The organism is Mycobacterium sp. NPDC050441, assembly GCF_040655355.1.
Lineage (GTDB): Bacteria > Actinomycetota > Actinomycetes > Mycobacteriales > Mycobacteriaceae > Mycobacterium.
Genome location: NZ_JBFAJS010000001.1, coordinates 401,514 through 425,315, shown reverse-complemented (window position 1 = coordinate 425,315; position 23,802 = coordinate 401,514). Strand labels below are relative to the sequence as shown.

The following is a 23,802-nucleotide window of genomic DNA, read 5'->3' as shown; positions in this document are numbered from 1 at the left end:
CTACGCTCCGATCGCGAATGAGGTGTAGTAGTTCTTCCACATGTCCTGCCCGCCCTCGTCGGGCGGCATGATGTCTTTGAGGGACGGGTCACCGTCGCGGGTGGCGATCTTGCGTTCACAGGTGATCGAGACGGACGCGGAGAAGAACGCGACCTCGATCTCGACGACCAAGCTGGCCCGCCCGGTCAACTTGCCGGTGTTGGTGTCGTAGGTCATCGACAGTTCGAGCGTGATGGACGCCGAGGCGATGCCTAACACCTCGACCTCGCCGCGAATCCGGAAGTACGCGGTCAGCTTCCCCTGGTCGTCTTCCAGGCGCAGGTAGACACCCACCATCACCGACACCGATCCCGAGGCGACCCCGAGGTCGACGCTCAGCGAGGCACCGGCTTCCAATCCCATCTCGAGTAGCACCAAACCCTTTGGTGCCAGCCGGAGTCCGACCCAGCCTCCGCCACCGATCGCCAGCACGGTCAGCCGGAACGGTGCCTCTTTGGTGCAGAAGAAGAAGCCGACGGTGACGGCCTCGCCGAGGAACGGCACCCGGCAATCGGCGCCGAGACGGATGTTCTCCAGGCTGAACACACCGATCGCCAGGCTCGGCAGCGCCAGGTCGAATCCAGCCCGGGCGGCTTCGGGGGTGACATCGACATAGGGCGGATCGGAGAACCCGTCGAATGGAATGACCTGACGCAGCTTCTCGATGAAGGACAGCACACCACCGAACGTCATGTTGCTGAACAGGACGTCGACCTCCGGCTTGCCGCCGGTGGATATCCGGAATCCCAGCCGGCCGAACCTCATTGTGACCAGGGGATCTTTGGCAGGTAGCAGCCTCAGTTCGAAGTCGCGAAGCTGTGCGCTGATATCCGATTGCGGCTTACCGTCTTTGGGAGTGCGGACTTCGACTGAGATCGCCAGGCCATCAGGGGAGTTGGGGTGGAAGATGTGGTTGGCCTCTCCCGTGTCCGGCCAGCCTTTGATTGTCGGGAACCAGTCGTAGCGGACGACGTTGCCCGCGCTCGGTGCACGGAGTGCGGCCAGCAGGTTCGTGGCGTTCTTCGCGGTGGTGAGCACTGATTCCAGCGACTGCGCAGAACGTTGGACCGTCGACCGGAGGAAGGCTGCTAGATCCGGGGTGGCCACCAGGCCCTGCGCACCCTTTAACGCGCGGAGGATGTTGTCGGCCTCCGTGACAGCCTGGTTGGTGTTCGCCTGCGCCAGGGCCTGCAGTAGCGGATTCAGCGATTGCGCGTTCAATGCCTGAAGTGCGCTGTTGGCCTGGTCGAGCAGGGCCTGAGACCGTTGTTTGAGGGCGGCCGGTGGATCGGGCTGGGTGACACTGACGTCGGACTGGAGTACCTCGACGGACTTCTGCAGTGCGAGCTTCAGATTCGCATACTCCGCAGTAACCGTCGACACGAAGCTCAGCTGCTGGGTAATGAGCTTGGGTGCCTGCGTCAGCGGAGTGTTGAGCTGCAGGATATCCGAAAGATTGAGTAGTCCAAAGAGTTTCGGTAAGGCGCTACCGAGGAACCTCGTCGGATCGAATGTCCCGTCGTCGATGCCGCCCGCGGCGCCGCCGCCGGCGTCGCCGACCGCACCGTGCTTGCGTGACAGCGCCGTGATCGCGGTACTGGGCTCGATGAACCCGCCGCCCTTGTCGCTGCCTCCGGAGAAGTCGAGCTTGGTCGTATCGGCCTGATCCAGTGTCAGGAAGATCTCGGACTTGTTGGCCGGGAAACCCTTGTCGATGTACTCCTTGCGATACGTCACGCCTATCGGTTTACGGCCACCATTGAGGGCAGTGAGCGCCGGAATGTCGATGTGGGCCTTGAGCATTGACGGTGTGCTTGTTTCCTGCCCCGCGACGCCCGTGAACTCGATGTATTGCACCCGCGAGGTGGTGTCACCCCGGTCGGACTCCGGAGCAAACGCGATTTCCGCGCCGCCCGCATCGATCGGGTGGACCAACTCGGGCTGCTGCATCGCATTGACGACGTTGTTCTGCCACTCGGCGAGCGCCGTCTTCCAGGCGTCGCCACCGGTGGGAACCGCGACCAGTGCCGTCATCATCGTGACCAGACGACCGGCATGGTCAGCTCCGGTGATCTTCCAGCCGAATGGTTTTCCGCCGACTTTCGGCACAAAGGGTACGTCGCCCGGCTGGTCGGGCAACACGTCCAGATCGGGTGAGACGACCGGATCGATCGTCACCGACACGAACGGGAGGTCGGTCGGGCCCAGCTCGGCGCCATAGCGGCGGGTGTGTTCTCGGAGCACGATGAAGTTGCGGGTATACAGATACGCGGCGGGATCGTTCTCCAACTTGATCTTTCGCTCGGTGATCTTCACCAGCGTGCCGAGGTGGCCGAACGGGAAGAGATAGACGGGTGTCTCGACACGCACGTACTGGTCGCGACCGAGCCTGGCCTGATGACGGTAGGCGCTGCGCCGGGGCGTGGGGTAGAGCTCGGCCTTCCAGTTCGCGCGCCAATCGATCCAGGCACCGAGTGCACTGAGATACAGGCGGTCCACGGTCAGCGGCTCGGGCTCGGTAATTTTCGGGTCGGCGCTCTGCCTGACGAAAGCCGTTCGGTCTTCGGCCGACAGCGGTCCGGTGAAGCCCGTATCAGGCGGCGCGGGCTCCTGCAGTCCCCTGTCGCGGGCCCACACCGGCCGGACGGTCCGATGATCGGCATCGTTCTCGTCGATCCGTACGAACGCGCTGTCCTTCGTTACCCTCACGCCCAGGCGGGTATGCCAGAGCTCGACTCGCGACGCGTCATTCTTGGCGGTGTGCGCTTCCGCCGAATGTGTGAAGCCGCCATACTTCTGGTTCGGCGACACCACAAGTCGATACGGTGCTTCGATCGCCGTCTGGTCCGGTTTGGGAACCTCCGGAGCTCCCTTGGCGGAGGCGGGTCGCGGATCCTCGGCAGTCACGCGCGGTATCGCAAGAGGCGCGACCCGGAGACCGAGTGTGGTGAGCGCGGCCAGCACGCCCGCCGCCGTGAAGTCGATGCGAGTGGTCGGAGGTAGTTCGAACACCACTCGCGACGGGTTGGCCGCCCGGGCTCCCGCGATGCCCGATGCGTTGCCCGGCGGCTCTGGATAGCTCTGCTCGAAGATGTGCTGCACCCCGAAATGCACGATCATGCATGCGTCGTCGTCGACCGCGACGATCTGCGACCGGGGTGCTGGCGGCGGAGTCAGCCGGGGGATGGTCAGCCGTTGGCCGACGGTAATCACGTTCGGGTTGGCGAGGTGGTTCGCGTTGGCGATCAAGTGGTACTTGAACGGATCGTGGTAGAAGTGTTTCGCGATGTCCCACAATGTGTCTCCGGCCTGCACCACATAGGTGTCGGCCACCGGCGTCGGCGTCGGAACAACCCCCGAGCCGGAACTCAGCCGGCACCCGACGACGTCGATCTCCAGGTGCACCAGATCGTCCGGGCGCAGGATGCGGAACGAGAACGGGCCGCTGGCTTCATCCCGGACGGCGAGCTGCACGGAACCGTCGTCGGCGATCCACCACAGCTCGGTGGTGGTCTCGGTTCGTGACATCGCCGCAAGGCCACCGGTTTTCGAAGCCGTTCCCGGCCCCGACACCGGGTCGTCGTAGCGGCGCCAGCCCACACCCTCGTTCCAGGTCGCCCCCAGCACGGAGCCGTCAGTCCCGATCCACCACACGTCGATGCTGGAGTCGGAACGGGTGACGGCGGCCAGGCCGCCGGATTTCGAGGCGCTGCCGGCGGGCGCTACCGCGTCGGGATAGAGCGCCCAGTCGTCGCCCTCATTCCAGAAGGCGCCCTCTACACCGCCATTCGGGGTGATCCAGACGACGTCCATGCTCTTGGGCCGGCGGGCCACCGCCGCGATGCTGTGCGTCTGCGAGGCACTGCCGTTCGGTGCGACGGTGTAGGTCTGCCAGGGCTTGGTATCAGTGGCGTAGTAGTAGCCGCCCTCCACCGAGCCCTGCGTGCCCACCCACCAGATCTCCATCGCCGTGTCGATGCGGGACACGGCCGCGATGCCACTGGTAGGGGCGGCCCGTCCAAGGGGTGCGAGCTCGTACCGCTGCCACGCGTCGTGGTGCTGACCCTTGTACCAGAACGCGCCCTGCACCGACCCGTTGAGCCCGACCCACCAGATCTCCATGCTGGTGTCGATGCGCGACAGCGAGGCCATGCCACTCGTGGGGGCCGCGGCTGTCGGGAACGCCACCGGGTCGTGATACGCGCGCCAGCCCTTGCCGTCGTCGTACCAGAGGGCGCCGCGCACCGAGGTTTCCGCGCCGATCCACCACGCCTCCATGCTGGTGTTGATCCGCGAAACCGCTGTCAGACCGCCGGCCGGCGTCGAACCCACCGGACCGGGCACCGCGTACGGGCCCTTCCAGCCCTGGCCGTCGTCGTACCAGAAGCCGCCGTGCACAACGTTATCCGGCCCGGTCCACCAGACCTCCATGTTGTCGCGGAACCGAGAGACTGCGGTGATATCGCTGTCCGGTGAGGCGGTCCCCGACGCAGCCACCTGATACCGATCCCAGCCGCCTGATGTCGCCATGCACCGAGAGTCACATCTCGGTGGGCCATGCGCGTGAGTAGCGGACTACTCGATTCTTGGCCGGCTACTCGGTGTCGGGCTCGGGTTCGGCGTCGGGCACGTCGCGTCGTCGCGAGAACATCAGCACGAGGTCACGGATCGGTGCCTCGCGTCGCCCGCCCCACTCCGGTCCGACGGCATAGTCGGCATCGGTGGCCACGAACCGGTAGCCCGGCAGGTCGCGTTGCGGTGCGAACGGAAACTTCATGTGCCACAGGCGGTCCGCAACGGCGACGGCGGCGTCTGTGGGCATCGGCCTGTCGATGCCGAGCGGGATGCAGATGTCCTGGGTGTGGATCAGGATATCCAGCAGTGGGTCGACCTCCTTGGTCATGGGCGGCCGCTTACGCGAACCCGCCATCCCGCGCAGCCGCGCCGTGACGGCCGCCGGGTCGGACGGGTCCTCCTGCGCCGCCCGGCGGACCATGGCGTCGAACCGGAAGCCGGACTTGAGCGCCGCGGGCAACATCTCGCCGATGCTCGCGTGGGACTGTGTGATGTGGATGGCGACCTCACGCACAGTCCAGCCCGCGCACAGTGACGGTGTGGCCCACTGTTGCGGTTCGAGGGTGTCGAGGGGGTCAGCGAGTTGTCCGCGCTGTTCATCGACATTGCGCCAGATGGTGTCGGAGTCCACGGCTGCTCCTATCGTCAGGGGTTCCCTGATCAAAATAGTCGCGTTGGCTCTGCTCCAGCACCCGGCTGTCGCCCCTAGTGGCGAACGTGCAGGCTTTTGCGGCAGATTCGCGATCTCGCCTCAACCCGCCGCACGCTCGCCACAGGGTCCGTAGACAGCACTCTGGCCCAGCACGCGGCTGGGCCAGAGAGTCGTCGTGCCTGATCAGTCGGTCGAGAACGCGGCCCGCGCCTCCCGGTCGAGGTCGAGGTACTTCTCCTCGCTGACATCGACCGCGACACCCTTGATGGTGCCGCCGGTGAACCGTCCGGGATTCTGATACAGCTCCGACACGTTGTCGCCGCTGTCGAACCCGACGCACAGCCCGTCACCGGCGAGCGTGAACTTGCCGGTCTGGGCCCGCATCGGCCCCTTCGCCGCCTCCTTGCCGTCTACGTAAAGGGTTGTGGTTCCCAGGGATTCGCCGTGCTCACCCTTCTTCTCCCAGACGAACTCCATGCCCAGCGCATGCTTGCCCTCCGGTAACGGGCCCGAGACGAACACCTGCTCAGGCTTGATGCCCAGGAAGTTGTAGACGTAGTGCAGCTTGTTGTCCTTGATGAACAGCGAATGCCCGCCGAAGCGTGAGCCATGGGCGAACAACACGCCCTGGGCATCCTTGGTCATGTCCACATCGGCGATGACCTTGTAGGACCGGCCGCGGATGTTGGCGGCCACACCCTCGGGCACCGGAGCCGTGTCCGGGTAGTAGATGTAGCGATTGCGGGGCGGCTCGAACTGCGGGCGCTGAATGGTGAGCAATTCGACCGGGACGCGGTCGTCGAGAGGCAGGACGTAGTTGTTCTTGGCCTCCTCGTTCCACGCCTCGATCAACTCCTTGAGCTTCTCCGGGTTCTGATCAGCGACGTTCTTGGACTCGGAGCGATCCTCGTCGACGTGGAAGAGCTCCCACTTGTCCTGATCGAAATGGCCCTTTCCGCTGATGGGCGCGTGCAGTGCCGACGCCTTCCAGCCGTCCTGCCAGATACCGCGGGTGCCCAGCATCGCGTAGTACTGACGCTTCTTCGTGGTGGGGGCATCGGCACCGTCGAAGCTGTACCGCATCGACACCCCGTTGACCGGGTACTGCTTGATGCCGCGATACTCCTCCGGCATCTTGATTCCTGCGACGTCGAGGATGGTCGGGACGACGTCGGTGGCGTGGTGGTACTGATGGCGCACTTGCCCCTTCGCCTTGATGCCCTTGGGCCAGTGGATGACCATCGGATCGCAGGTGCCGCCGGAGAACTGCGAGTAGCGCTTGAACATCTGGAACGGCGTGGAGAACGCCACCGCCCAGCCCGTCGGATAGTGGTTGTAGGTATCGGGAGTGCCGAGCTTGTCGAGCATCTTCATGTTCTCGGCCAGGTCATCGGGATAGCCGTTGAAGAACTTGTTCTCGTTGACCGAGCCGTTCGGCGAACCCTCACCGGACGCGCCGTTGTCGGCGCAGTAGAAGATGACCGTGTTGTCCAGCTGCCCGGTCTGTTCCAGGTAGTCGACGACCCGTCCGACCTGGGCGTCGGTGTACTCCGAGAATCCGGCGAACACCTCGGCCATCCGGCTGAACAACTTCTTCTCGTCAGGGTTCAGCGACTCCCACGGCCGCACCGCGTCGGCCTCCGAAGCAACGTCCGCGGGCAGCGGATTGATCGGGGTCAGCTCGGTGCCCTTGGGCATGATGCCCTTGTCGACCATCCGGTTGAGCACCCACTCGCGGTAGGCCTCGTAGCCGTCGTCGAACTTGCCCTTGTACTTTGCCGAGTACTCCTCGGGGCTGTGGTGGGGAGCATGGTTCGCACCGGGGCAGAACCACATGTACCACGGCTTGGAGGGGTTGCTGGAACGCTGGTCGCGCAGCATCCGGACCGCTTGATCGGCAAGGTCTTTCGACAGGTGATAGCCCTGTTCCGGGGGGTATGGCTGGTCGATGAACCGGTTATCCTCGCTCAAATCCGGGTACCAGTTGTTGGTTTCACCGCCGATGAAGCCGTAGAAGCGGTCGAATCCCTTCTGCACCGGCCACTCCGATTTGCTGCCGCCGCTGGAGACATCCTCTTCGGGGACGTTGTGGTTCTTGCCGACCCAGAACGTGCTGTAGCCGTTGTCCTGCAGCACCTGCCCCACCGTCGCGCACTGCGCGGGCAGGCGGGCCGCCGCGCCCGGGAAGCCGTCGGAACCCTCGGTGATGCTGGCGAAGCGATTCACGTGGTGATTGCGGCCCGTCAGCATGCAGGACCGGGTGGGCGAGCACAGCGCTGTGGTGTGCCACTGCGAATACGTGAGCCCGTTGTCGGCCAGCTTTTGCAGCGTCGGCATGTTGATCCGGCCGCCATACGGCGACCAGGACGCCATACCGGTGTCGTCGAACAGCACTACCAGGACGTTGGGTGCCCCCTCGGGCGCGTGCTTGAGTTCGAACGGCTTCCAATCCGGCTTTGAATCTCGAACGTCAAGTTCGATCTTCCCGTCGAAACCCTCGTTGATGCCGGTCCCGTAATCGGGAGGGCCCGCTTTACCGCTGGCGCCCGGCTTTCCTGAGTTGTCTTCACACCCGGCGACGAACGCGCCGGCAGCGGCTACTCCGACCCCGGTAGCGGCGATGCCTCCCAGCATCGAACGCCTCGACAGTTTGCCGCGCTTGTCGCCATCGGTCTGGACCATGTCATCGTTGTTCGATTCCATGTTGGCTGACACTATGCCCGATTCGGCGCAATGTCCGGATAAATCACGGCGCGAATGGCTAACAGTCGATATTCATTGTGTCCCACGACATTTCCCGCAGGGAGATACCGACTACATGCATCACCCAATAAGGGTGATATTCCTACAACGGTATCGGACGGTTCAGATCGTCGCCGTCATCGTCGGTGAGTAGGCCATGGAAATTGCGTAACACCGACGCGCAGGCCGCCCGCTCGGCCGGGTCGAGCCGGTCCAGCACCTTGCTGAGTTCCCGCCGGCGCCGGGTGTTGACCTGCCGGACCAGTTTGCGGCCACGATCGGTCAGCGCGAGGGTGACGACGCTGCGGTTGGTCGGGTCGGAGCCGCGCGTCAGGTGACCGGAAGCATCCAACCTGTCGGCCAGTCTGGTCACCGTCGACCCGACCACCCCGAGAGCCTGGGCGCACTCCGTCGACGCTGACTTCCCGCGCTCCTGCAGAACGAGCAACAGCCGGAACTGCGGTAGTGAGATCTCCAGATGGTCGACGCTGCGCAGCGCCACGCCCACGAGATCTCGGGTCGCGACTTCGAATGCCGACAGTTCGTCGACCGGAGTTCGGGTCACCTCGTGCTGCGGCGCGCTGCCCATCCAGGGAGTATCCCACGCGAGGGGTTGCGGTGGTTGTGAGTCTGCTGTGGACGTCTGAGGTTCTGGCCCATGCATTCAATCCATTCTGGGCCGCGGATCGTGCGTCGATCAAAAATATTGTGCACCAGGACAATTCGTAAAACATAAATCGACTCACGATTGCCGTCTTGCTTGGATTTCCGGCGTCTGGCGGGGTGCCGGCTCAGGGCGACGCCCATCCTTGTCGGCGCAATCTCGTCGGGATGCCAGCTGTCGCGCACATACTGAATGCTGTGCACCCGAGGTCATGGCCGGCGGCGGTGTGGAGATACGTTCGCAGCGCTCCGCTGACCTATGCCTGGCTGGCTGCGCTGTTGGTCACCACGATCATTCAGCACCAAATGCACGGGCGGGAGCTGCATACCCTGCTGGTCGAGAGATCGACCAACATCCATCATCTGGGGACGGACCCGCTCTACGTCTTGGTTACCAGCTTGTTCTGGATCGACGGCCGGTACTGGACGCCATACCTGGTGTTGTTCAGCCTGATCCTCGCGCCGGCAGAGCGCTGGCTCGGTCAGATTCGTTGGCTGACAGTAGGTTTGATCGCCCACGTGCTGGCCACCTACATCAGCGAAGGCCTGCTGTACCTGGCGATCCACGATCACCTCGCACCCGAACGACTCGTCCACGTCCGCGACGTCGGGGTCAGCTACTTTCTGCTCGGGGTCGGCGCCGTGCTGGCCTACCGCATCGTGCGGCCGTGGCGCTGGGTGTATTTGGCCGCGCTGTTCCTCTACTTCGGTGCCGCGCTGGTCGCCAACGTCAACTTCACCGCGATCGGCCATGTGGCGGCGCTGTTGATCGGGCTGTGCTGTTATCCGCTCGCGCGGCAGCGGGATCGCCGGGCGTCAGCGCCGCTTTCTGCCGCAGGGTCATAACTGCAGCCGCGCAACAGCCCTGGCGCAGAAAACCGCGGCGGGTTGGGGAGGTTCACGACCGCGGCTGGGTCAACAACGCCACCACCGCATCGGCCAGCGTCGCACGGGCGATCTCGAGGTCCGAGGTAAAGCCGATCTGGCGCTCATTACTGAGACCCCGGACAGCCGCGGGCAGCAGGCACTGCACTCGGTGAAGCTTGTCCGGGTCGAGGTCGAGCCCGTCCATCAGATAGTCGAAACCTTGAATCCAATCGAGTTCGCGAGCCGCGAAAGCTGCTGCGGTCTGCGGGTATTCGGCGGCGATATCGGAACGGCGCGGCGGGAGCGACGTACGCAATGCCGTGAGCGCCCGACCCTCGGTGGTGTCCTGGTAGAGCCAGACGGAGTCGATGGCCGCGGCCACCCGCTCCCGCAAGGCGCCGCTTCGAGGCGGGGTTTGTGCGTTGGACGCCCAACTGCGGGAATGGATCTCGGTGATCACCGCCACCCACAGGCCGTCCAGGTCGCCGAACTGGTGCTGCACCGTGCCCCAGGTGACGCCTGCATCTTTGGCGATGCGATTCGCCGACACCGGCTCGCCACCGCTGTCGGCCAGACAGCGGATGGCGACGTCGAGCAGGCGCGCACGAGTCTCAAGGCCGCGCTTGTTCAGCCGGGTGCCCGCCGCTGACTGGATGGCCGCCGATGGGACCGCGGCGCGCCATTGCTCCAGGGCGCGGGCGGCCTGCGGGGATTCGCGGGGGCTCAGGCGAACCGCCCAGGGTTCGGCGCGACCGCTCGGCGCAGCGTCGGCCGCACGGTCCGGTATGCCTGCACGACGGGTTCGAGCTCGTGGGGGCTCGCGCCGTGCATGATGACCGAGTGGGTGCCCAGGTCATACTGCCGGGCAATGGTTTTCGCGCAGTCCTGCGGCGATCCCTTCGCCACCGAGTCCAACCATTCGGCGGGAATCAACTCGGCGATCCGCTGCAGCGTCTCGAATGACGCGCTGGCGTCGATCGGCCCGGCGGTGGCCGCGTCGGTGAACAGTTCGCTCTGCCTGATCCGGTCCCACACCGCGCGATCCCAGCCGTTGGCCGTGACCAGCACGTCCGGGTAGGCCTGCAGATACGTCGCCAGCCGGCCGACCCCGCGACGCATCTGGTCTTCCGGCGACAATGCGTCGGGAACCGTCGCCAGGCACGCCCAGATCCGGACGCTGTCGGGATTTTTGCCCGCGCGTTCGGCGCCCCGGCGCACCGCCGCAACCGACTTCTCCGTCGCCTCGTCGGAGAAGAAGGTATGTAGCACAACGAAATCGCAGATCTCGCCGGCGAGCTCCATGGTCTTCGGGCCGACCGCCACCATGCCGATCGGTGGGCCGTCGGGCAGGCCGCTCACGTGGCGCAGCATCGGCCACTTTCCGGCCGGGCCGTCATGGTCGAGGATGATCTCGCCGGCCCAGAGCCGGCGCAGGATGCCGAAGAAATCGCGGAGCCGGGCCTCGGTCACCACCGGCAGGCCGATTGCCGGCCAGTACCCCGCCATTCCGCGGCCGAACGCCATCGCGAAGCGGCCCTCGGTGAGCGCGTGCATCGTCGATCCCACCGTCGCAGTGACGGTCGGGTGGCGCGTGTGGTGGTTGGTCGACGGCGCGATACCCAGGCTCGTGCTGCAACCTGCCACCGCGCCGGACAGAACCGCCGCGTCCTTCACGGTGAAGCGTTCACCGATGTGGCACGAGCCCAAGCCGAGCGCCTCCGCCGTGCGGGCCTCGGGCAGCACCACTCGCACATCCGCGGGGTGCCGGGTGACGGCGTAATAGCCGAGCTCGTTGAGCTGGCCGTCGGGGTGGCCTGCGCTCGATGCGTCGGTGACCTGCGGAGCAGTGCTCATTGATGGCCTTTCATGCCGTGGATGCCTAGCACTGTCGGCCACGGTGACGGCAATTGTCAATGAGGGTTCTCAATGAATGGGCGGGCGGGTCCGCGATGCTCGACGAAACGGACCGCCGGAGGAGAGATGGCTGAGTTCTACCGGCGGCACGACCAGTTCATGGTGTGAACTGCCTGGGTGGTTCACCGGCGGCCAGGTTTCACGTCGGTCTACGTCGCTAGAGTCGCTTCGTGATGGCCGGATCTCTGATCGCGTGGCTCCTCGATTCTGATCCCGCACTGCGTTGGCAAGTTGAGCGCGATCTTGTGCGCGAACCGACCGAGGTCTGGGAGGCAACACGGGCAAGGGTCGCGGACGAGGGATTCGGCGCCCGACTTCTTGCGCTCCAGGACCCAGACGGGCAGTGGGCCGGCGGCGCCTTCTTCCCCGCCGACTTCGACTTTGACGGTCCTGAAGCCGCAGAAGGTGCCGGGCAACCGTGGACGGCGACAACTTGGACGCTCAGCTCGCTGCGGGAGTGGGGCCTCGACCCCACTGTCCTGCAAAAGCGCCGCACTGCAGAGCTTCTCGCCAAGAACAGCCGCTGGGAGTATGAGAACCTGCCGTACTGGGGTGGCGAAGTGGACTGCTGCATCAACGCCTGGACCGTCGCGAATGGTGTGTGGCTCGGAGCCGATGTCGCCGGCATCGTTGACTGGTTCCTCGAGCATCGACTGCCCGACGGTGGCTGGAACTGCGAATGGGTCGAGGGCTCGACGCGATCGTCATTCCACTCGACACTCAACACCCTCAAGGGACTGCTTGCCTACGACGTTGCGACCGGAGGCACCGACGCGACCCGCGCCGCCCGGCGTTCCGGACAGGAGTACCTCCTGCAGCGCGGGCTTTTCCGCCGACTGTCCACGGGTGACCCCGTGGCACCGTGGGTGAACCGCTTCGCCTACCCGCTTCGGTGGTCCTACAACGTGCTCAACGCAGCCGAATACTTCCGGCAGGCGGCACTGATTGACGGCCTGCAACCAGACCCGCGCATGGCCGACGCGATCGAACTCATCCGTGCCGCCAGGCAACCGGACGGCACATGGCTGCAGGCCGGTCGGCACCTCGGGCGGGTGTGGTTCGAGGTTGACGCGCCGGCGGGAGAACCATCGAAATGGCTGACTCTGTTCGGGACACGAGTGCTCGCCTGGTGGGACTCCCAGGCTCCTCAGGCGGTATGAGGTGGAGCCGATGACGGGAATCGAACCCGCGTATTTGGCTGTGGAAATCGGAAGCATCTGTCCAACCGTTGCTCCGATGCTGGCAGCCAAACTCCCCAGCTACCACCGAGTGCCGTCGAGCCCCGGAATCACGCACCGGCCGTCGGCGGCGACCCGGCCAATCACCATGCCGTCATACCCCGTGCACGGCGAGTTGAGCGGCTCACAGGTGTTGACGGACGTGATCACCTTGTCGGGGCCGCAGGCTGAGCCGGGTGCCGGCGGGTCGGCATTGGCGAAGGGGGTGCTGAAGCCCAGCATCAATGTTGCTGTGCCAGCAAAGACGAGTAAGCGGGTCGCGTCAAACATGGTCGACACCTCCGGCCGATGATGGGCCCCGACAAGCGACAATGCTACCCGTTTGGGCCATCTGTCGGGTTAGTTCACCGAATGGGCCGGCAATAAGGCTGGCTGACAGAATTTACGGGGAAAAATGCGGGATTTCGCCGATTCAAGTTTGCCGGAAAAGCGCGATACGTCGCTGATCTGTATGTGTGGAGCCGATGACGGGAATCGAACCCGCGTATTCAGCTTGGGAAGCTGATGTTCTGCCATTGAACTACATCGGCATGGTGCTGACGAAGGATAGCAACCCGGCCCGGGTTGTGGGTAAGGCGGGCGGACATCGCCCGGCGAGTCTAAGAAAATTGACGCCGACCGATACATTAGCCGGTCACCACCCGTCGGCGAATGTCGTCGACGCAGGCGGCTGACGGTTGCCCAGTGTGGATTCGGCGTGCCCAATGCTGTGGCGAAACATATGACACCGGAACATGATTGCGGTTGACGCCCCACCCTGAGAGTCGCGTAAATGCTTGGGTCGAAGCTCTCAGGTGCGGTCTCTACCGTCGGTACTCGTGGGCTCCATCCGGTGCTGAATGGAGCGAACAGGCCCGCCTGACGGGCCGAATCAATCGAGGGATTTCAACCATGGATGTCGTTATCGGTATTGCCATGACCTCGCGCGACGCCCGGCTCCTCCTGGTGGAGGGGACCCGCGGCGACGGCGCGGTGATCGACCACGATTCGTTCGACGCGGACACCCGCATCGACGTCGAACACCCCAGCTTCCGCGAGCACGTCGTCAACGCGGTGCTCGACGCCCGCTCCGACGCCCCGGCCAACGGATACGTCGTGGCTCGCGTCGCGCTGACCTGGACCGACGCGGTTGCCGACGAGGCCAAACAGGTTCTGGACGCGCTGGAGGAGCGGGGCATCACCAACGGCATGGTGGCGTCCAGCACCGACGCGCTCGAAGCGGCCGCCGAATACACGGTCCAGATCGCAGACTGCGACTCGGTCGCACTGTGCGTGGTCGAACCGGAGGAGACCATGCTGGCCGTGATCGGCTCTGAGGGCGAGGACGGCACACGCCGGCTACGCAGCCGCCGTCTCGACGGACCCGACGGGGCCACCGCCGTGCTGGCCCTGCGCGGCGTCTGCGACAGCTTCCCCGAACAGATTGCGGAGATCGCCATCGCGGGATCCGCCCCCGACGCGGAAAGCCTTGTCGAGGAGGTGAATTCGGTGATGCCGCGGCCTGTGGTTCTCGGCGATGACGCCGCGCTGCTGCTGGCGCGCGGTGCGCTGCTCGCCAGTGCCGGCATTCGTGGCGCGCCAGAAGGCAAGCGTGATCCTCTGATGCGCACCTTGGCGATGGTCATGGCGACGGCGTTGCTGATCGTGGCGGGCTCGGTATTCCTGGCGGTCACCGTAATAGGCGGCCGCGACAGCGCCCCGCCGCAGGCGTCGACCTCTGCCCAACATGCCGCACCGTCGGAGCCGCCGGTCCACGTCGTCGTGCGCAAGGTGGTGCCACTGGCCGGACGGGCGGCTCAGAAATCCTTGGCGGCGCCCGACGCAGACAGCGCCGTGCCGCCGTTGCCGAAGGTGATCCGTCGGTAACCGATACGCTCGTCGGGTGCTGCTCTCCGATAGGGACATCCGGGCCGAGATCGCCGCGAAACGCCTGGCCATCGAGCCGTTCGACGATGCCCTGGTGCAGCCGTCGAGCGTCGATGTCCGCCTGGACAGCCTGTTCCGGGTGTTCAACAACACCCGCTACACCCATATCGACCCGGCCAAACAGCAGGACGAGCTGACCTCCCTGGTCGAACCCGCCGAAGACGAGCCGTTCGTGCTGCACCCCGGGGAGTTCGTGCTCGGCTCCACGCTCGAGGTGTGCACGCTGCCCGATGACCTGGCCGGGCGGCTGGAAGGAAAGTCGTCGCTGGGCCGTCTCGGATTGTTGACGCACTCGACGGCGGGGTTCATCGACCCGGGGTTCTCCGGGCACATCACCCTGGAGCTGTCGAACGTCGCGAACCTGCCCATCACGTTGTGGCCGGGCATGAAGATTGGCCAGCTCTGCCTGCTGCGGCTGACCAGTCCGGCCGAGCATCCATATGGCAGTGACAAGGTCGGCTCGAAATACCAGGGTCAGCGCGGCCCGACGCCGTCACGCTCGCATTTGAACTTCATCAAGTCCTAGGACCGGGCCGAGCGGCCACTTATCGCACGCGATTCAACGTTTTGCGTGCGATAAGTGGCCACTGGGTGCGAAACCCGAGCGGGGCCGCGCCGATCGGGCGCGAGACGCCAGAGCCCACGTCCGGTGAACTTTCAGTAACCACACCGCAACACGAAACACGGCTGAAACACGCTCGCCGCGCCCCGGAAACGCGCGCCGGAGATTCTCGTCGGAACCGAAGGAGCCCGACGTGCACGAGATCGATCCGGCCGCCACTGCCTGGCTGCTGGCCAGCACCGCGCTGGTCCTGCTGATGACCCCCGGCCTCGCCATCTTCTACGGCGGCATGGTCCGCACCACCGGCGTGCTCAACATGATCATGATGAGCTTCATCTCGATCCCGCTGGTCACGGTGGCCTGGCTGCTGGTGGGCTACACCTTGGCGTTCTCTGATGACGCCGGCGGCGGTCTGATCGGCGGCCTGCAGCACTTCGGCATGCTCGGCATCACGCCCAGCACCGCCCACGGCTCGGTACCCGAACTGCTGTTCGCCACGTTCCAGCTGACCTTCGCCATCATCACTGCCGCCCTGGTCAGCGGGGCCATCGCGGACCGGGCGAAGTTCGCCGCCTGGATGCTGTTCGTCCCGGTCTGGGCCGTCGCGGTGTACGCCGTCGTCGCGCACTGGGTCTGGGGGCCGGGCGGCTGGCTGGCCGGCCTGGGCGTCCTCGATTACGCCGGCGGCCTCGTCGTCGAAATCGTCTCCGGATCCTCGGCCCTGGCGCTGGCCCTGGTGCTCGGCCCCCGCATCGGCTTCAAACAGGACGCGATGCGCCCGCACAACCTGCCCTTCGTGCTGCTCGGCGTCGGCCTGCTGTGGTTCGGCTGGTTCGGCTTCAACGCGGGCTCGGCACTGGCCGCCAACGGCACCGCCGCCGCGATCTTCCTCAACACCCTGGTGGCCGGCTGCCTCGGCATGCTCGGCTGGCTGACGGTCGAGCAGGTCCGCGACGGCAAGCCGACCACCTTCGGCGCAGCCTCCGGCGTGGTGGCCGGCCTGGTGGCGATCACGCCGTCCTGCGGCACCGTCAACACCCTCGGCGCAGTCGTGGTGGGCCTGGCCGCCGGTGTGGTGTGTTCCTTTGCGATCGGCCTGAAGTTCCGGTTCGGCTATGACGACTCGCTCGACGTGGTGGGCGTGCACTTCGTCGGCGGTGTGGTCGGCGTGCTGCTGATCGGATTCCTGGCCACCGAGGTCATGACCCAAGGCCCGCAGGGCCTCTTCTACGGCGGCGGCCTGACACAGCTGGGCAAGCAGCTGCTGGCTGCCGTCGTCGTGGCCGCCTATGCCTTCACGATGTCTTACCTGCTCGCCAAGGCCATCGACCGGTTCATGGGCTTCCGGCTCAGCCCCGAGGACGAGACCACCGGCGTAGATTTCACCCAGCACGCCGAGTCCGCCTACGCCGAAGGTGTGCACGGGCACCTGCCTCTGCGTCGGCCCGGATTGTTCGGCGGGACGCTGGGGCAGCTGGGCCAGCCCGGGGGCCTGACACAGCGCCCGGATCCGGCCGAAGAAGACAGCGCGGGATGAACCGGGCGGCGCTCTTTGTCGTAATGCCGAGTAGGGTCTAACTAACCGGCGCCGGCGTGCACCACACCGTCGCGGTCCGACCAGAATCTCAGCGCTGCAGCTAATGCGCACCGGTGTAACGATCGAGCTGGTTACACCGAAAAAGGTTCTAGTTGTCGGTTCGTGCGGAATGTGTGCGCAATGGCGACAAAGGCAGTGCAGCAAACACATTGGAGGGCTTGGTGGACATCGTATTGGGTGTGGCGATGGCACCTACAACGGTCCGCATGGTGCTGGTCGAGGGGGAGAAGGCCGACGGGGTCACAGTCGATCACGACGTCTTCGATGTCACCGCCGGTGACGATTCGGCAACCACCAGTGCGTCCGATCAGGTGGTCGCGGCCATCCTCGGAACTCAGGAGAGCGCCACCACGGGTGGGCACCATCTGAAGTCGATCGGCGTCACGTGGACCGACCATTCGGACGCGGCCGCTCTGCGCGACACACTGTCCGCGCACGGCATCGATGACGTCATGTTGGTCTCCGAAAGTCATGCCGCCGCGGCACTGGCCCAGGCGGTCGGCCGCGCGGTCGGATACGACACCACGGCGCTGCTGTTCATCGATCGTGACGCCGCGACGCTGTCGGTGGTGAAGACCGACGATGGCTCGGTGGTCAAGGTGTTGGCCCAGTCTCTGCACACCACCGACGCCATGGCCGTGCTCACGGACATGGCCGCGGCGGTCGAAGCGTCCGATTCCGCGCCCGACGGCATGTTCGTCCTGGGCGCCGGCGTCGACGTCGCCTCGGTGAAGGCGCATCTGGAGAACCTGGTGTCGCTGCCGGTCAGTGCCCCCGACGAGCCCGAGATGGCGCTGGCTCGCGGCGCCGCGCTGGCCTCGGCCCATGCACCCGCGTTCGAGGCGACGACGGTCGGTCTGGCCTATTCGCAGGATCCTGACGGCACCACCGCAGGCAGCGCCTACGCGCTGGCCGGTCTGGCCACCGAGATGGCCCCGCTGGGCGACGCGCCGGTCGACGGTGTGGACCTTGTCGCCGACGAGATGCCGATGGAAGGGGAGCGCAAACCGTTCCTGCTCGTCGGTTCCGCGTTGACGTCGGTTTTCGTGGTTGGCGTTGTGGCCCTGGTTATTTCGCTTGCGGTGAGCATCCGGCCGACGGTCGATCAACGCCCCGCTCCGGCACAGGGCGCCGTGGCGCCCAGCGCCCCGGCCAAACTGCCCGCCCCCGCGCCGCCGCCAGAAGCACTGGTGCCGCCGCCACCGGCCCCGCCACCAGAGACCATCAAGGCTCCGATCCCCGTGGTCCAGGAGGCCCCGGCGCCCGCACCGCAGGCGCCGCCGCGCACGGTCTACGTCGAGCAGCCCGCCGCGGTCCCGCCGCCTGCTCCCGAGGCTCCGGCTCCGGCCCCCGAGGCTCCGGCCCCGATCCCGATCGCGCCGCCGCCGGCACCGATCTACAACCCGCCGGCGCCGTACATCCCGCCGCTGGTCGTGCTACCGCCTGCGCCGCGGCTGCCGAACATCTTCCGTCCCCCGTGGGATCCGCCGGTCCGTGAGCGGCCTCAGACTCCGCAGTGGCCGGGCTCAGGTTCGGATGACTGGGGCCCGGGATCCGGTTCGGGTCCGAGCTCAGGCTGGAACCCCGGTCGCGGGTCCGGTGACTGGAATCCCGGTCGCTCCGGCGGTTCCGGTGACTGGAATCCAGGTCGCTCCGGCGGTTCGGGCGACTGGAATCCGGGTGGCTCCGGTTCGGGCGATTGGAACCCCGGTCGGTCCGGGGGTTCGCGCAGCGGCGGTGACGGCGGAGGGCTGTGGCCTTTCCCGTCATTCGGTGGCCACTGAAAACCGTTACCTGACGTTGGCCTGCCGCTCAGTGTCGCGTAGCGGCTAGCTCATACTGGCGGCCTATCCAGGCAGTATGCGATGCACCGTATTCGGTACCGGCTATCTGGGCGCGACACATGCCGCGGGGATGGCCGAGCTCGGCCACGAGGTGATCGGGGTCGACATCGACCCGGGCAAGGTGGCCAAACTCGCCGCCGGGGACATCCCGTTCTACGAGCCCGGCTTGCGCAAGGTGCTGAACGACAACCTGACTGCCGGACGGCTGCGGTTCACCACCGACTATGACGAGGCCGCCGACTTCGCCGATGTGCACTTCCTCGGCGTCGGCACCCCGCAGAAGAAGGGCGAATACAGCGCCGATCTGCGCCACGTGCACGCCGTCATCGACACTCTGGTGCCGCGGCTGCGCCGGTCCGCGGTGATCGTCGGTAAGTCGACCGTTCCGGTCGGCACGGCCGCCGACCTGGCCGAGCGGGCCCGCGGACTCGCCCCCGCGGACGTCGACGTGGAGGTGGCCTGGAACCCGGAGTTCCTCCGCGAGGGCTACGCCGTGCACGACACCCTGCACCCGGATCGCATTGTGCTTGGGGTGCAGCATGATTCGGCTCGGGCCGAGGCTGCGGTGCGCGAACTCTACGCCCCGCTGATGGAGGACGGGGTGCCGTTCCTGGTCACCGATCTGCAGACCGCCGAGCTCGTCAAGGTGTCGGCCAACGCGTTCCTGGCCACCAAGATCTCGTTCATCAACGCGATCTCGGAGGTGTGTGAAGCCGCCGGTGCCGACGTCACGCTGCTCGCGGACGCGCTGGGCTACGACCCACGCATCGGGCGGCGATTCCTCAACGCGGGCTTGGGTTTCGGCGGCGGCTGCCTGCCGAAGGACATCCGCGCCTTCATGGCCCGCGCCGGTGAACTCGGCGCCAACCACGCGCTGACGTTCCTGCGCGAGGTCGACAGCATCAACATGCGTCGTCGCACCGCCATGGTGGAACTGACCACCCGGGCCTGCGGTGGATCCCTGCTGGGCGCCAACATCGCCGTCCTCGGCGCGGCATTCAAACCCGAGTCCGACGATGTGCGGGATTCGCCTGCCCTCAACGTCGCCGGCATGCTGCAGTTGAACGGCGCCGCGGTCAACGTGTACGACCCCAAGGCGATGGACAACTCACAGCGGGTGTTCCCGACGCTGAACTACTCCACCTCCGTCATCGAAGCCTGCGACCGGGCCGATGCGGTGCTGGTGCTCACCGAGTGGGCCGAGTTCGTCGACCTCGACCCCGCCGAGCTGGCCGACACGGTGCGGGTCAAAGTCGTTGTCGACGGCCGCAATTGCCTGGATGCAGAGCGGTGGCGCGACGCCGGATGGCGGGTCTACGCGTTGGGACGCCCCGTCGCCACTGTTTGACACTTGTAGAACAATTTCTGCGGTCGTAGGCTCGGGCCATGCGGGAACGAATCCGGTGGATGGCCCTGCACGGGGTGGTTCGAGGCATCTCTGCGGTCGGTATGCGTCGCGGCGATCCGCAGGCTCGGTTGATCGCCGACCCAGCGGTGCGGGCCGACCCGGCGCCCTTCGCCGACGAAATGCGTCGTCACGGTCCGCTGGTGCGCGGTCGCGCCCTCCTGATGACCTTCGACCACGACGTGGCCACCGACCTGCTGCGCTCCGACGACTTCCGGGTGTCGCGGCTCGGCGGCAACCTGCCACGTCCGTTGCGTTGGGTCGCGGACAAGACCGACACCGGGATGCTGCATCCGCTGCTGCCGCCGTCGCTGCTGGCTACGGAACCACCCGATCACACCCGCTACCGCAAGCTGGTCTCCTCGGTGTTCACCACCCGCGCGGTGGCCCGGCTGCGGGAACGTGTCCAGGAAACCGCGAACGACCTGCTGGACTCCATGGGCGGCGACGCCGGAGTGGTCAACATCGTGGACCGGTACTGCGCGCAACTGCCCGTCGCGGTGATCAGCGACATCCTGGGTGTCCCCGACGCCGATCGGTCCCAGGTCCTGCGCTTCGGCGAACTCGGCGCGCCGAGCCTCGACATCGGGCTGACCTGGCAGCAGTACCAGCAGGTGAACTCCGGCATCCACGGATTCGAGACCTGGCTGACCGATCACCTGCGCCAACTGCGGCGCAACCCCGGCGATGACCTGCTCAGCCAGATCATCCAGGCCTCCGACGCGGGAGTGGCCGGAGAACCGCTCAACGAGTCCGAACTGCGGGCGCTGGCCGGGCTGGTGCTGGCAGCCGGATTCGAGACCACCGTCAACCTGCTGGGCAACGGCATCCGCATGCTGCTCGACCATCCCGAGCACCTGCAGACCCTGGCGGCCCGGCCCGAGCTGTGGCCGAACACGGTGGAGGAGATCCTACGGCTGGACTCACCGGTGCTGATGAGCGCGCGGGTGGCCCTGCGCGACACCGAAGTCGCCGGCACCGCGGTGCAGGCCGGGGAACTCGTCATCATCCACCTGGCCGGCGCCAACCGCGACCCCGCGGTGTTCACCGACCCACACCGCTTCGACATCGAACGCGACAATGCCGGCCGGCACCTGTCGTTCTCCGGAGGCAGGCACTTCTGCCTCGGTGCCGCCTTGGCCAGAGCCGAAGGGCAGGTGGGCCTACAGACCTTCTTCGACCGGTTCCCCGACGCGCGGGCCGCCGGCGACGGCAGTCGCCGAGACACCCGAATCCTGCGTGGCTGGTCGACTCTGCCGATAACACTCGGAAAGGCACGCACAGCGGTAGGTTCGTGACGTGGACTTCCGAGCTGTTCTGCTCGACCAGACCCGGAGCTTCGGGGAGCTGATCGCCTCCAGCGATCCCGAGACACCGGTGCCGACCTGCCCGGACTGGACGCTCAAGCAACTGTTCCGCCATGTCGGGCGTGGAAACCGTTGGGCGGCACAGATTATCTCCGAACGTCGGGTCTCCCCCCTCGATCCGCGCGAGGTCCATGAAGGCAAGCCGCCCGAGGATCCCGACGCCGCAATCGAGTGGCTCAACGCGGGCGCGGCCCAGGTCCTCAAGTCAGTCGACCAGATCGGCACCGACGCCAGGATATGGACCTTCCTGGGCCCCAAACCCGCGGGCTGGTGGGTACGGCGCCGCGTCCACGAGGCGGCGGTCCACCACATCGATGCCGCACTGGCCGTGGGAACCGAGTTCGTGCTGCCGACCGAGCTCGCGGCCGATGCCGTCAGTGAATGGCTCGAGATCGCCACCGGCATGGCCAACAAGCGGCACGCGGAACCGCTCGCGTTGGGTACCAGCATCCACCTGCACGCCGCCGACGACGGTCTGGGGCCCACGGGGGAGTGGACCGTGGCCCACGACGAGGACGGGCTCGGTTGGTCCCACAGCCACGGCAAGGGCACCGTCGCGCTGAAGGGGCCGGCCCAGAAACTGCTGATGGCGGTCACGCGGCGGGGCAAGGCAACCGACCTCGGGCTGGAAGTGTTCGGCGACACCGCAACCTGGGACGCGTGGCTCGACCGCACACCGTTCTGAGAGGCGTACGTTTCGTTCATGACCACATCCGAGATCGCCACGGTTCTGGCCTGGCACGACGCGCTGGACGAAGACGACATCGATACCCTGATCGCGCTGTCCAGCGATGACATCGAGGTGGGCGACGCCCACGGTGCCGCCCAAGGGCACGCCGCCCTGCGTGAGTGGGCCGCATCCGCCGGGGACACCGTCACGCCGGGGCGGATGTTCGTGCACGACGGCGTGGTCGTCGTCGAACAGACCATCATGGCGGTCGACGGGACCACCCGCACCGGTGCGACGGCCTTCCGGGTGGTGCACGACCACGTCACGTCGGCGTTCCGCCACGACACCCTGGCCGCCGCGCTGGCCGCCACCGAACTAACCGAAAAAGACCTCGCCGGCTGAGGCGCAGGCTATTTCGTTCTGCCAGCGGGCGTGGGCGTGGCAAGCACCGCGGCGATCGCCGTCGTCAACGGGACCGACAGGGCCAAGGCGATGCCACCCACCGCGGAGCGGGCGATCTCGATCGCCACGCTCTCACCCGTCAGCACGTCACCCAATGACCGGTTGGCCACGCTGAACAACAGCAGCAGTGGCAGGGCACTGCCGGCATAGGCCAGCACCAGGGTGTAGACCGTGCTGGCGATGTGGTCACTGCCCACGCGCATGGCGCCGACGAAGATCGAGCGCCGGCTCCCGCCGTGCTCAGCGAGCTCGAACACCGCAGAGGCCTGGGTGATGGTCACGTCGTTGAGCACACCGAGCGAACCGATGATGAACCCGGCCAACAGCAACCCGGTGATCGACACGTTGCCCATATACGCCGCGACCTCGTTGTTCTGGTCTTCGGACAACCCCGTCAAGTGGGCCAATTCGATTGCTGCCCAGGACAATATCGCTGCCAACAGCAGTGAGGTGAGGGTGCCCAACAGTGCCGCGCTGGTGCGCAGGCTGACGCCGTGCGCCAGATAGATCACCGCATAGAGAATCGCTGCCGAGGCCACCAGCGAGACCGGAACCGCGGGGGCACCGTCGCGCAGCGCGGGCAGCAGGAAGATCATCAACACCGCGAAGGCCACCACGATGCCGACAATCGCCCGCAGACCACGCCAGCGCGCCACCGCCACGATCACCACCGCGAACGCCACAGCCAGAGCGACCAACGGCCAGGTGCGTTCGTAGTCGAAGAACGCGTAGGTCGTCGTGCCGGCCTCGTCGACCTGACGGCTCACCCGAATACTGTCTCCGGCAGCAAGATTCGGCTGTCCAGGACCGGTGGTGAACTCCAGCAGCGTCTTTGCGCCCTTGTTCGGGCCGGAATCGATGGCCACCAGGTTCTGCACACACGTGCCGCCGCCCGGTTCGGCAGGCCTCGGCGAGGCCGTCAACACGCCGCCGGCCGACGGGCTGCCGCAGTCAGCCAGGGTGCTGGAGGTGACGTGCCCGGCCTCGGTGGTGACGGCTCCGCCCGCGGCGTTCTGGAACGGCAGCGGGATGTCGACCTTCTGGTGGCTGGGCCACAGCACCGCGGCGCCGATGAGCATCGCGAGGCCGATGGCGATCAGCAGGCCGACGACGATCCGGGCCGCCAGCGGGCCCAACGGAGACGGACCGGCCAGCGAATGGGAGTGGGAATGCGTGTGCGCCACTCGGACAGAGTAGAGCGAGCGGCTGCCTGGTTCCTGGCCTCCGCGTGCGTAACGCAGTGGCGGCGTCCGGCGCGATCTTCCGCCACCACGTTACG

General features: G+C 66.3%; 18 protein-coding genes and 1 tRNA gene. 10 read left to right on the top strand and 9 right to left on the bottom strand.

Annotated features, from left to right (window positions below; translation table 11 throughout):
• The 4 genes from AB0I14_RS02095 to AB0I14_RS02080 all read right to left on the bottom strand — a co-directional run bounded on the left by AB0I14_RS02095 (position 1) and on the right by AB0I14_RS02080 (position 8,597).
• The gene (locus AB0I14_RS02095) at positions 1 to 4,569 is read right to left on the bottom strand and encodes a LysM peptidoglycan-binding domain-containing protein (protein ID WP_358015147.1); all 4,569 of its coding nucleotides are present in this window, start codon (positions 4,567 to 4,569) and stop codon (positions 1 to 3) included.
• Between the two features lie 64 nt (positions 4,570 to 4,633).
• Entirely contained in the window at positions 4,634 to 5,245 is a 612-nt protein-coding gene (locus tag AB0I14_RS02090) for a maleylpyruvate isomerase family mycothiol-dependent enzyme (protein ID WP_358015144.1), read from the bottom strand.
• A 204-nt stretch (positions 5,246 to 5,449) separates the two neighbouring features.
• Positions 5,450 to 7,969 carry an arylsulfatase gene (locus AB0I14_RS02085; protein WP_358015141.1) on the bottom strand — a complete coding sequence of 840 codons (2,520 nt, stop codon included), beginning with the start codon at positions 7,967 to 7,969 and terminating at the stop codon, positions 5,450 to 5,452.
• A 142-nt stretch (positions 7,970 to 8,111) separates the two neighbouring features.
• The gene (locus AB0I14_RS02080; RefSeq protein ID WP_358015138.1) at positions 8,112 to 8,597 is read right to left on the bottom strand and encodes a MarR family transcriptional regulator; all 486 of its coding nucleotides are present in this window, start codon (positions 8,595 to 8,597) and stop codon (positions 8,112 to 8,114) included.
• Between the two features lie 242 nt (positions 8,598 to 8,839).
• Between AB0I14_RS02080 and AB0I14_RS02075 the strand changes: the two genes are divergently transcribed.
• On the top strand, positions 8,840 to 9,517 hold the full coding sequence (locus AB0I14_RS02075) for a rhomboid-like protein (protein ID WP_358015135.1): 678 nt from the start codon (positions 8,840 to 8,842) through the stop codon (positions 9,515 to 9,517).
• Positions 9,518 to 9,569: 52 nt separating this feature from the next.
• Here AB0I14_RS02075 and AB0I14_RS02070 read toward each other — a convergent pair whose 3' ends face one another.
• Both AB0I14_RS02070 and AB0I14_RS02065 read right to left on the bottom strand, forming a co-directional pair.
• Positions 9,570 to 10,169, bottom strand: a complete 600-nt coding sequence (locus AB0I14_RS02070; RefSeq protein ID WP_358016706.1) for a TetR/AcrR family transcriptional regulator — start codon at positions 10,167 to 10,169, stop codon at positions 9,570 to 9,572.
• 92 nt (positions 10,170 to 10,261) lie between these two features.
• Positions 10,262 to 11,392, bottom strand: coding sequence for a TIGR03857 family LLM class F420-dependent oxidoreductase (locus AB0I14_RS02065; RefSeq protein WP_358015132.1), 1,131 nt, complete (start codon positions 11,390 to 11,392; stop codon positions 10,262 to 10,264).
• A gap of 233 nt (positions 11,393 to 11,625) precedes the next feature.
• Between AB0I14_RS02065 and AB0I14_RS02060 the strand changes: the two genes are divergently transcribed.
• The gene (locus tag AB0I14_RS02060; protein WP_358016703.1) at positions 11,626 to 12,612 is read left to right on the top strand and encodes a squalene cyclase; all 987 of its coding nucleotides are present in this window, start codon (positions 11,626 to 11,628) and stop codon (positions 12,610 to 12,612) included.
• Positions 12,613 to 12,711: 99 nt separating this feature from the next.
• Here AB0I14_RS02060 and AB0I14_RS02055 read toward each other — a convergent pair whose 3' ends face one another.
• Positions 12,712 to 12,960, bottom strand: a complete 249-nt coding sequence (locus tag AB0I14_RS02055; RefSeq protein WP_358015129.1) for a hypothetical protein — start codon at positions 12,958 to 12,960, stop codon at positions 12,712 to 12,714.
• A 186-nt stretch (positions 12,961 to 13,146) separates the two neighbouring features.
• Positions 13,147 to 13,220, bottom strand: a tRNA-Gly gene (locus tag AB0I14_RS02050).
• 361 nt (positions 13,221 to 13,581) lie between these two features.
• Between AB0I14_RS02050 and AB0I14_RS02045 the strand changes: the two genes are divergently transcribed.
• From AB0I14_RS02045 to AB0I14_RS02010, 8 genes are all read left to right on the top strand, one after another.
• On the top strand, positions 13,582 to 14,556 hold the full coding sequence (locus AB0I14_RS02045) for a hypothetical protein (RefSeq protein WP_358015126.1): 975 nt from the start codon (positions 13,582 to 13,584) through the stop codon (positions 14,554 to 14,556).
• A gap of 16 nt (positions 14,557 to 14,572) precedes the next feature.
• Complete coding sequence (gene dcd / locus AB0I14_RS02040; protein ID WP_358015123.1) at positions 14,573 to 15,142, top strand: dCTP deaminase; 570 nt, start codon at positions 14,573 to 14,575, stop codon at positions 15,140 to 15,142.
• Between the two features lie 229 nt (positions 15,143 to 15,371).
• Positions 15,372 to 16,715, top strand: coding sequence for an ammonium transporter (locus AB0I14_RS02035; RefSeq protein WP_358015120.1), 1,344 nt, complete (start codon positions 15,372 to 15,374; stop codon positions 16,713 to 16,715).
• 221 nt (positions 16,716 to 16,936) lie between these two features.
• Positions 16,937 to 18,559: a hypothetical protein gene (locus AB0I14_RS02030; RefSeq protein WP_358015118.1), complete on the top strand. Its 1,623-nt coding sequence runs from the start codon at positions 16,937 to 16,939 to the stop codon at positions 18,557 to 18,559.
• Positions 18,560 to 18,635: 76 nt separating this feature from the next.
• On the top strand, positions 18,636 to 19,967 hold the full coding sequence (locus tag AB0I14_RS02025; protein ID WP_358015115.1) for a UDP-glucose/GDP-mannose dehydrogenase family protein: 1,332 nt from the start codon (positions 18,636 to 18,638) through the stop codon (positions 19,965 to 19,967).
• A gap of 38 nt (positions 19,968 to 20,005) precedes the next feature.
• Positions 20,006 to 21,322, top strand: coding sequence for a cytochrome P450 (locus AB0I14_RS02020; protein ID WP_358015112.1), 1,317 nt, complete (start codon positions 20,006 to 20,008; stop codon positions 21,320 to 21,322).
• Position 21,323: 1 nt separating this feature from the next.
• Positions 21,324 to 22,076, top strand: a complete 753-nt coding sequence (locus tag AB0I14_RS02015) for a maleylpyruvate isomerase family mycothiol-dependent enzyme (protein WP_358015109.1) — start codon at positions 21,324 to 21,326, stop codon at positions 22,074 to 22,076.
• 18 nt (positions 22,077 to 22,094) lie between these two features.
• The gene (locus AB0I14_RS02010) at positions 22,095 to 22,463 is read left to right on the top strand and encodes a nuclear transport factor 2 family protein (RefSeq protein WP_358015106.1); all 369 of its coding nucleotides are present in this window, start codon (positions 22,095 to 22,097) and stop codon (positions 22,461 to 22,463) included.
• Positions 22,464 to 22,471: 8 nt separating this feature from the next.
• On the opposite strand, the gene AB0I14_RS02005 is transcribed toward AB0I14_RS02010, so the two are convergent.
• Positions 22,472 to 23,707, bottom strand: a complete 1,236-nt coding sequence (locus tag AB0I14_RS02005; RefSeq protein ID WP_358015103.1) for a YibE/F family protein — start codon at positions 23,705 to 23,707, stop codon at positions 22,472 to 22,474.
• Positions 23,708 to 23,802 lie beyond the last annotated feature (95 nt).

What these genes read in the sequence shown, in the direction of transcription:
- AB0I14_RS02095 (WP_358015147.1), bottom strand. Translation starts at nt 4,569, where the DNA reads ATGGCGACATCAGGCGGCTGGGATCGGTATCAGGTGGCTGCGTCGGGG.
- AB0I14_RS02085 (WP_358015141.1), bottom strand. Translation starts at nt 7,969, where the DNA reads ATGGAATCGAACAACGATGACATGGTCCAGACCGATGGCGACAAGCGC.
- AB0I14_RS02080 (WP_358015138.1), bottom strand. Translation starts at nt 8,597, where the DNA reads ATGGGCAGCGCGCCGCAGCACGAGGTGACCCGAACTCCGGTCGACGAA.
- AB0I14_RS02075 (WP_358015135.1), top strand. Translation starts at nt 8,840, where the DNA reads ATGCCAGCTGTCGCGCACATACTGAATGCTGTGCACCCGAGGTCATGG.
- AB0I14_RS02065 (WP_358015132.1), bottom strand. Translation starts at nt 11,392, where the DNA reads ATGAGCACTGCTCCGCAGGTCACCGACGCATCGAGCGCAGGCCACCCC.
- AB0I14_RS02060 (WP_358016703.1), top strand. Translation starts at nt 11,626, where the DNA reads ATGGCCGGATCTCTGATCGCGTGGCTCCTCGATTCTGATCCCGCACTG.
- AB0I14_RS02055 (WP_358015129.1), bottom strand. Translation starts at nt 12,960, where the DNA reads ATGTTTGACGCGACCCGCTTACTCGTCTTTGCTGGCACAGCAACATTG.
- AB0I14_RS02045 (WP_358015126.1), top strand. Translation starts at nt 13,582, where the DNA reads ATGGATGTCGTTATCGGTATTGCCATGACCTCGCGCGACGCCCGGCTC.
- AB0I14_RS02025 (WP_358015115.1), top strand. Translation starts at nt 18,636, where the DNA reads ATGCGATGCACCGTATTCGGTACCGGCTATCTGGGCGCGACACATGCC.
- AB0I14_RS02020 (WP_358015112.1), top strand. Translation starts at nt 20,006, where the DNA reads ATGCGGGAACGAATCCGGTGGATGGCCCTGCACGGGGTGGTTCGAGGC.
- AB0I14_RS02010 (WP_358015106.1), top strand. Translation starts at nt 22,095, where the DNA reads ATGACCACATCCGAGATCGCCACGGTTCTGGCCTGGCACGACGCGCTG.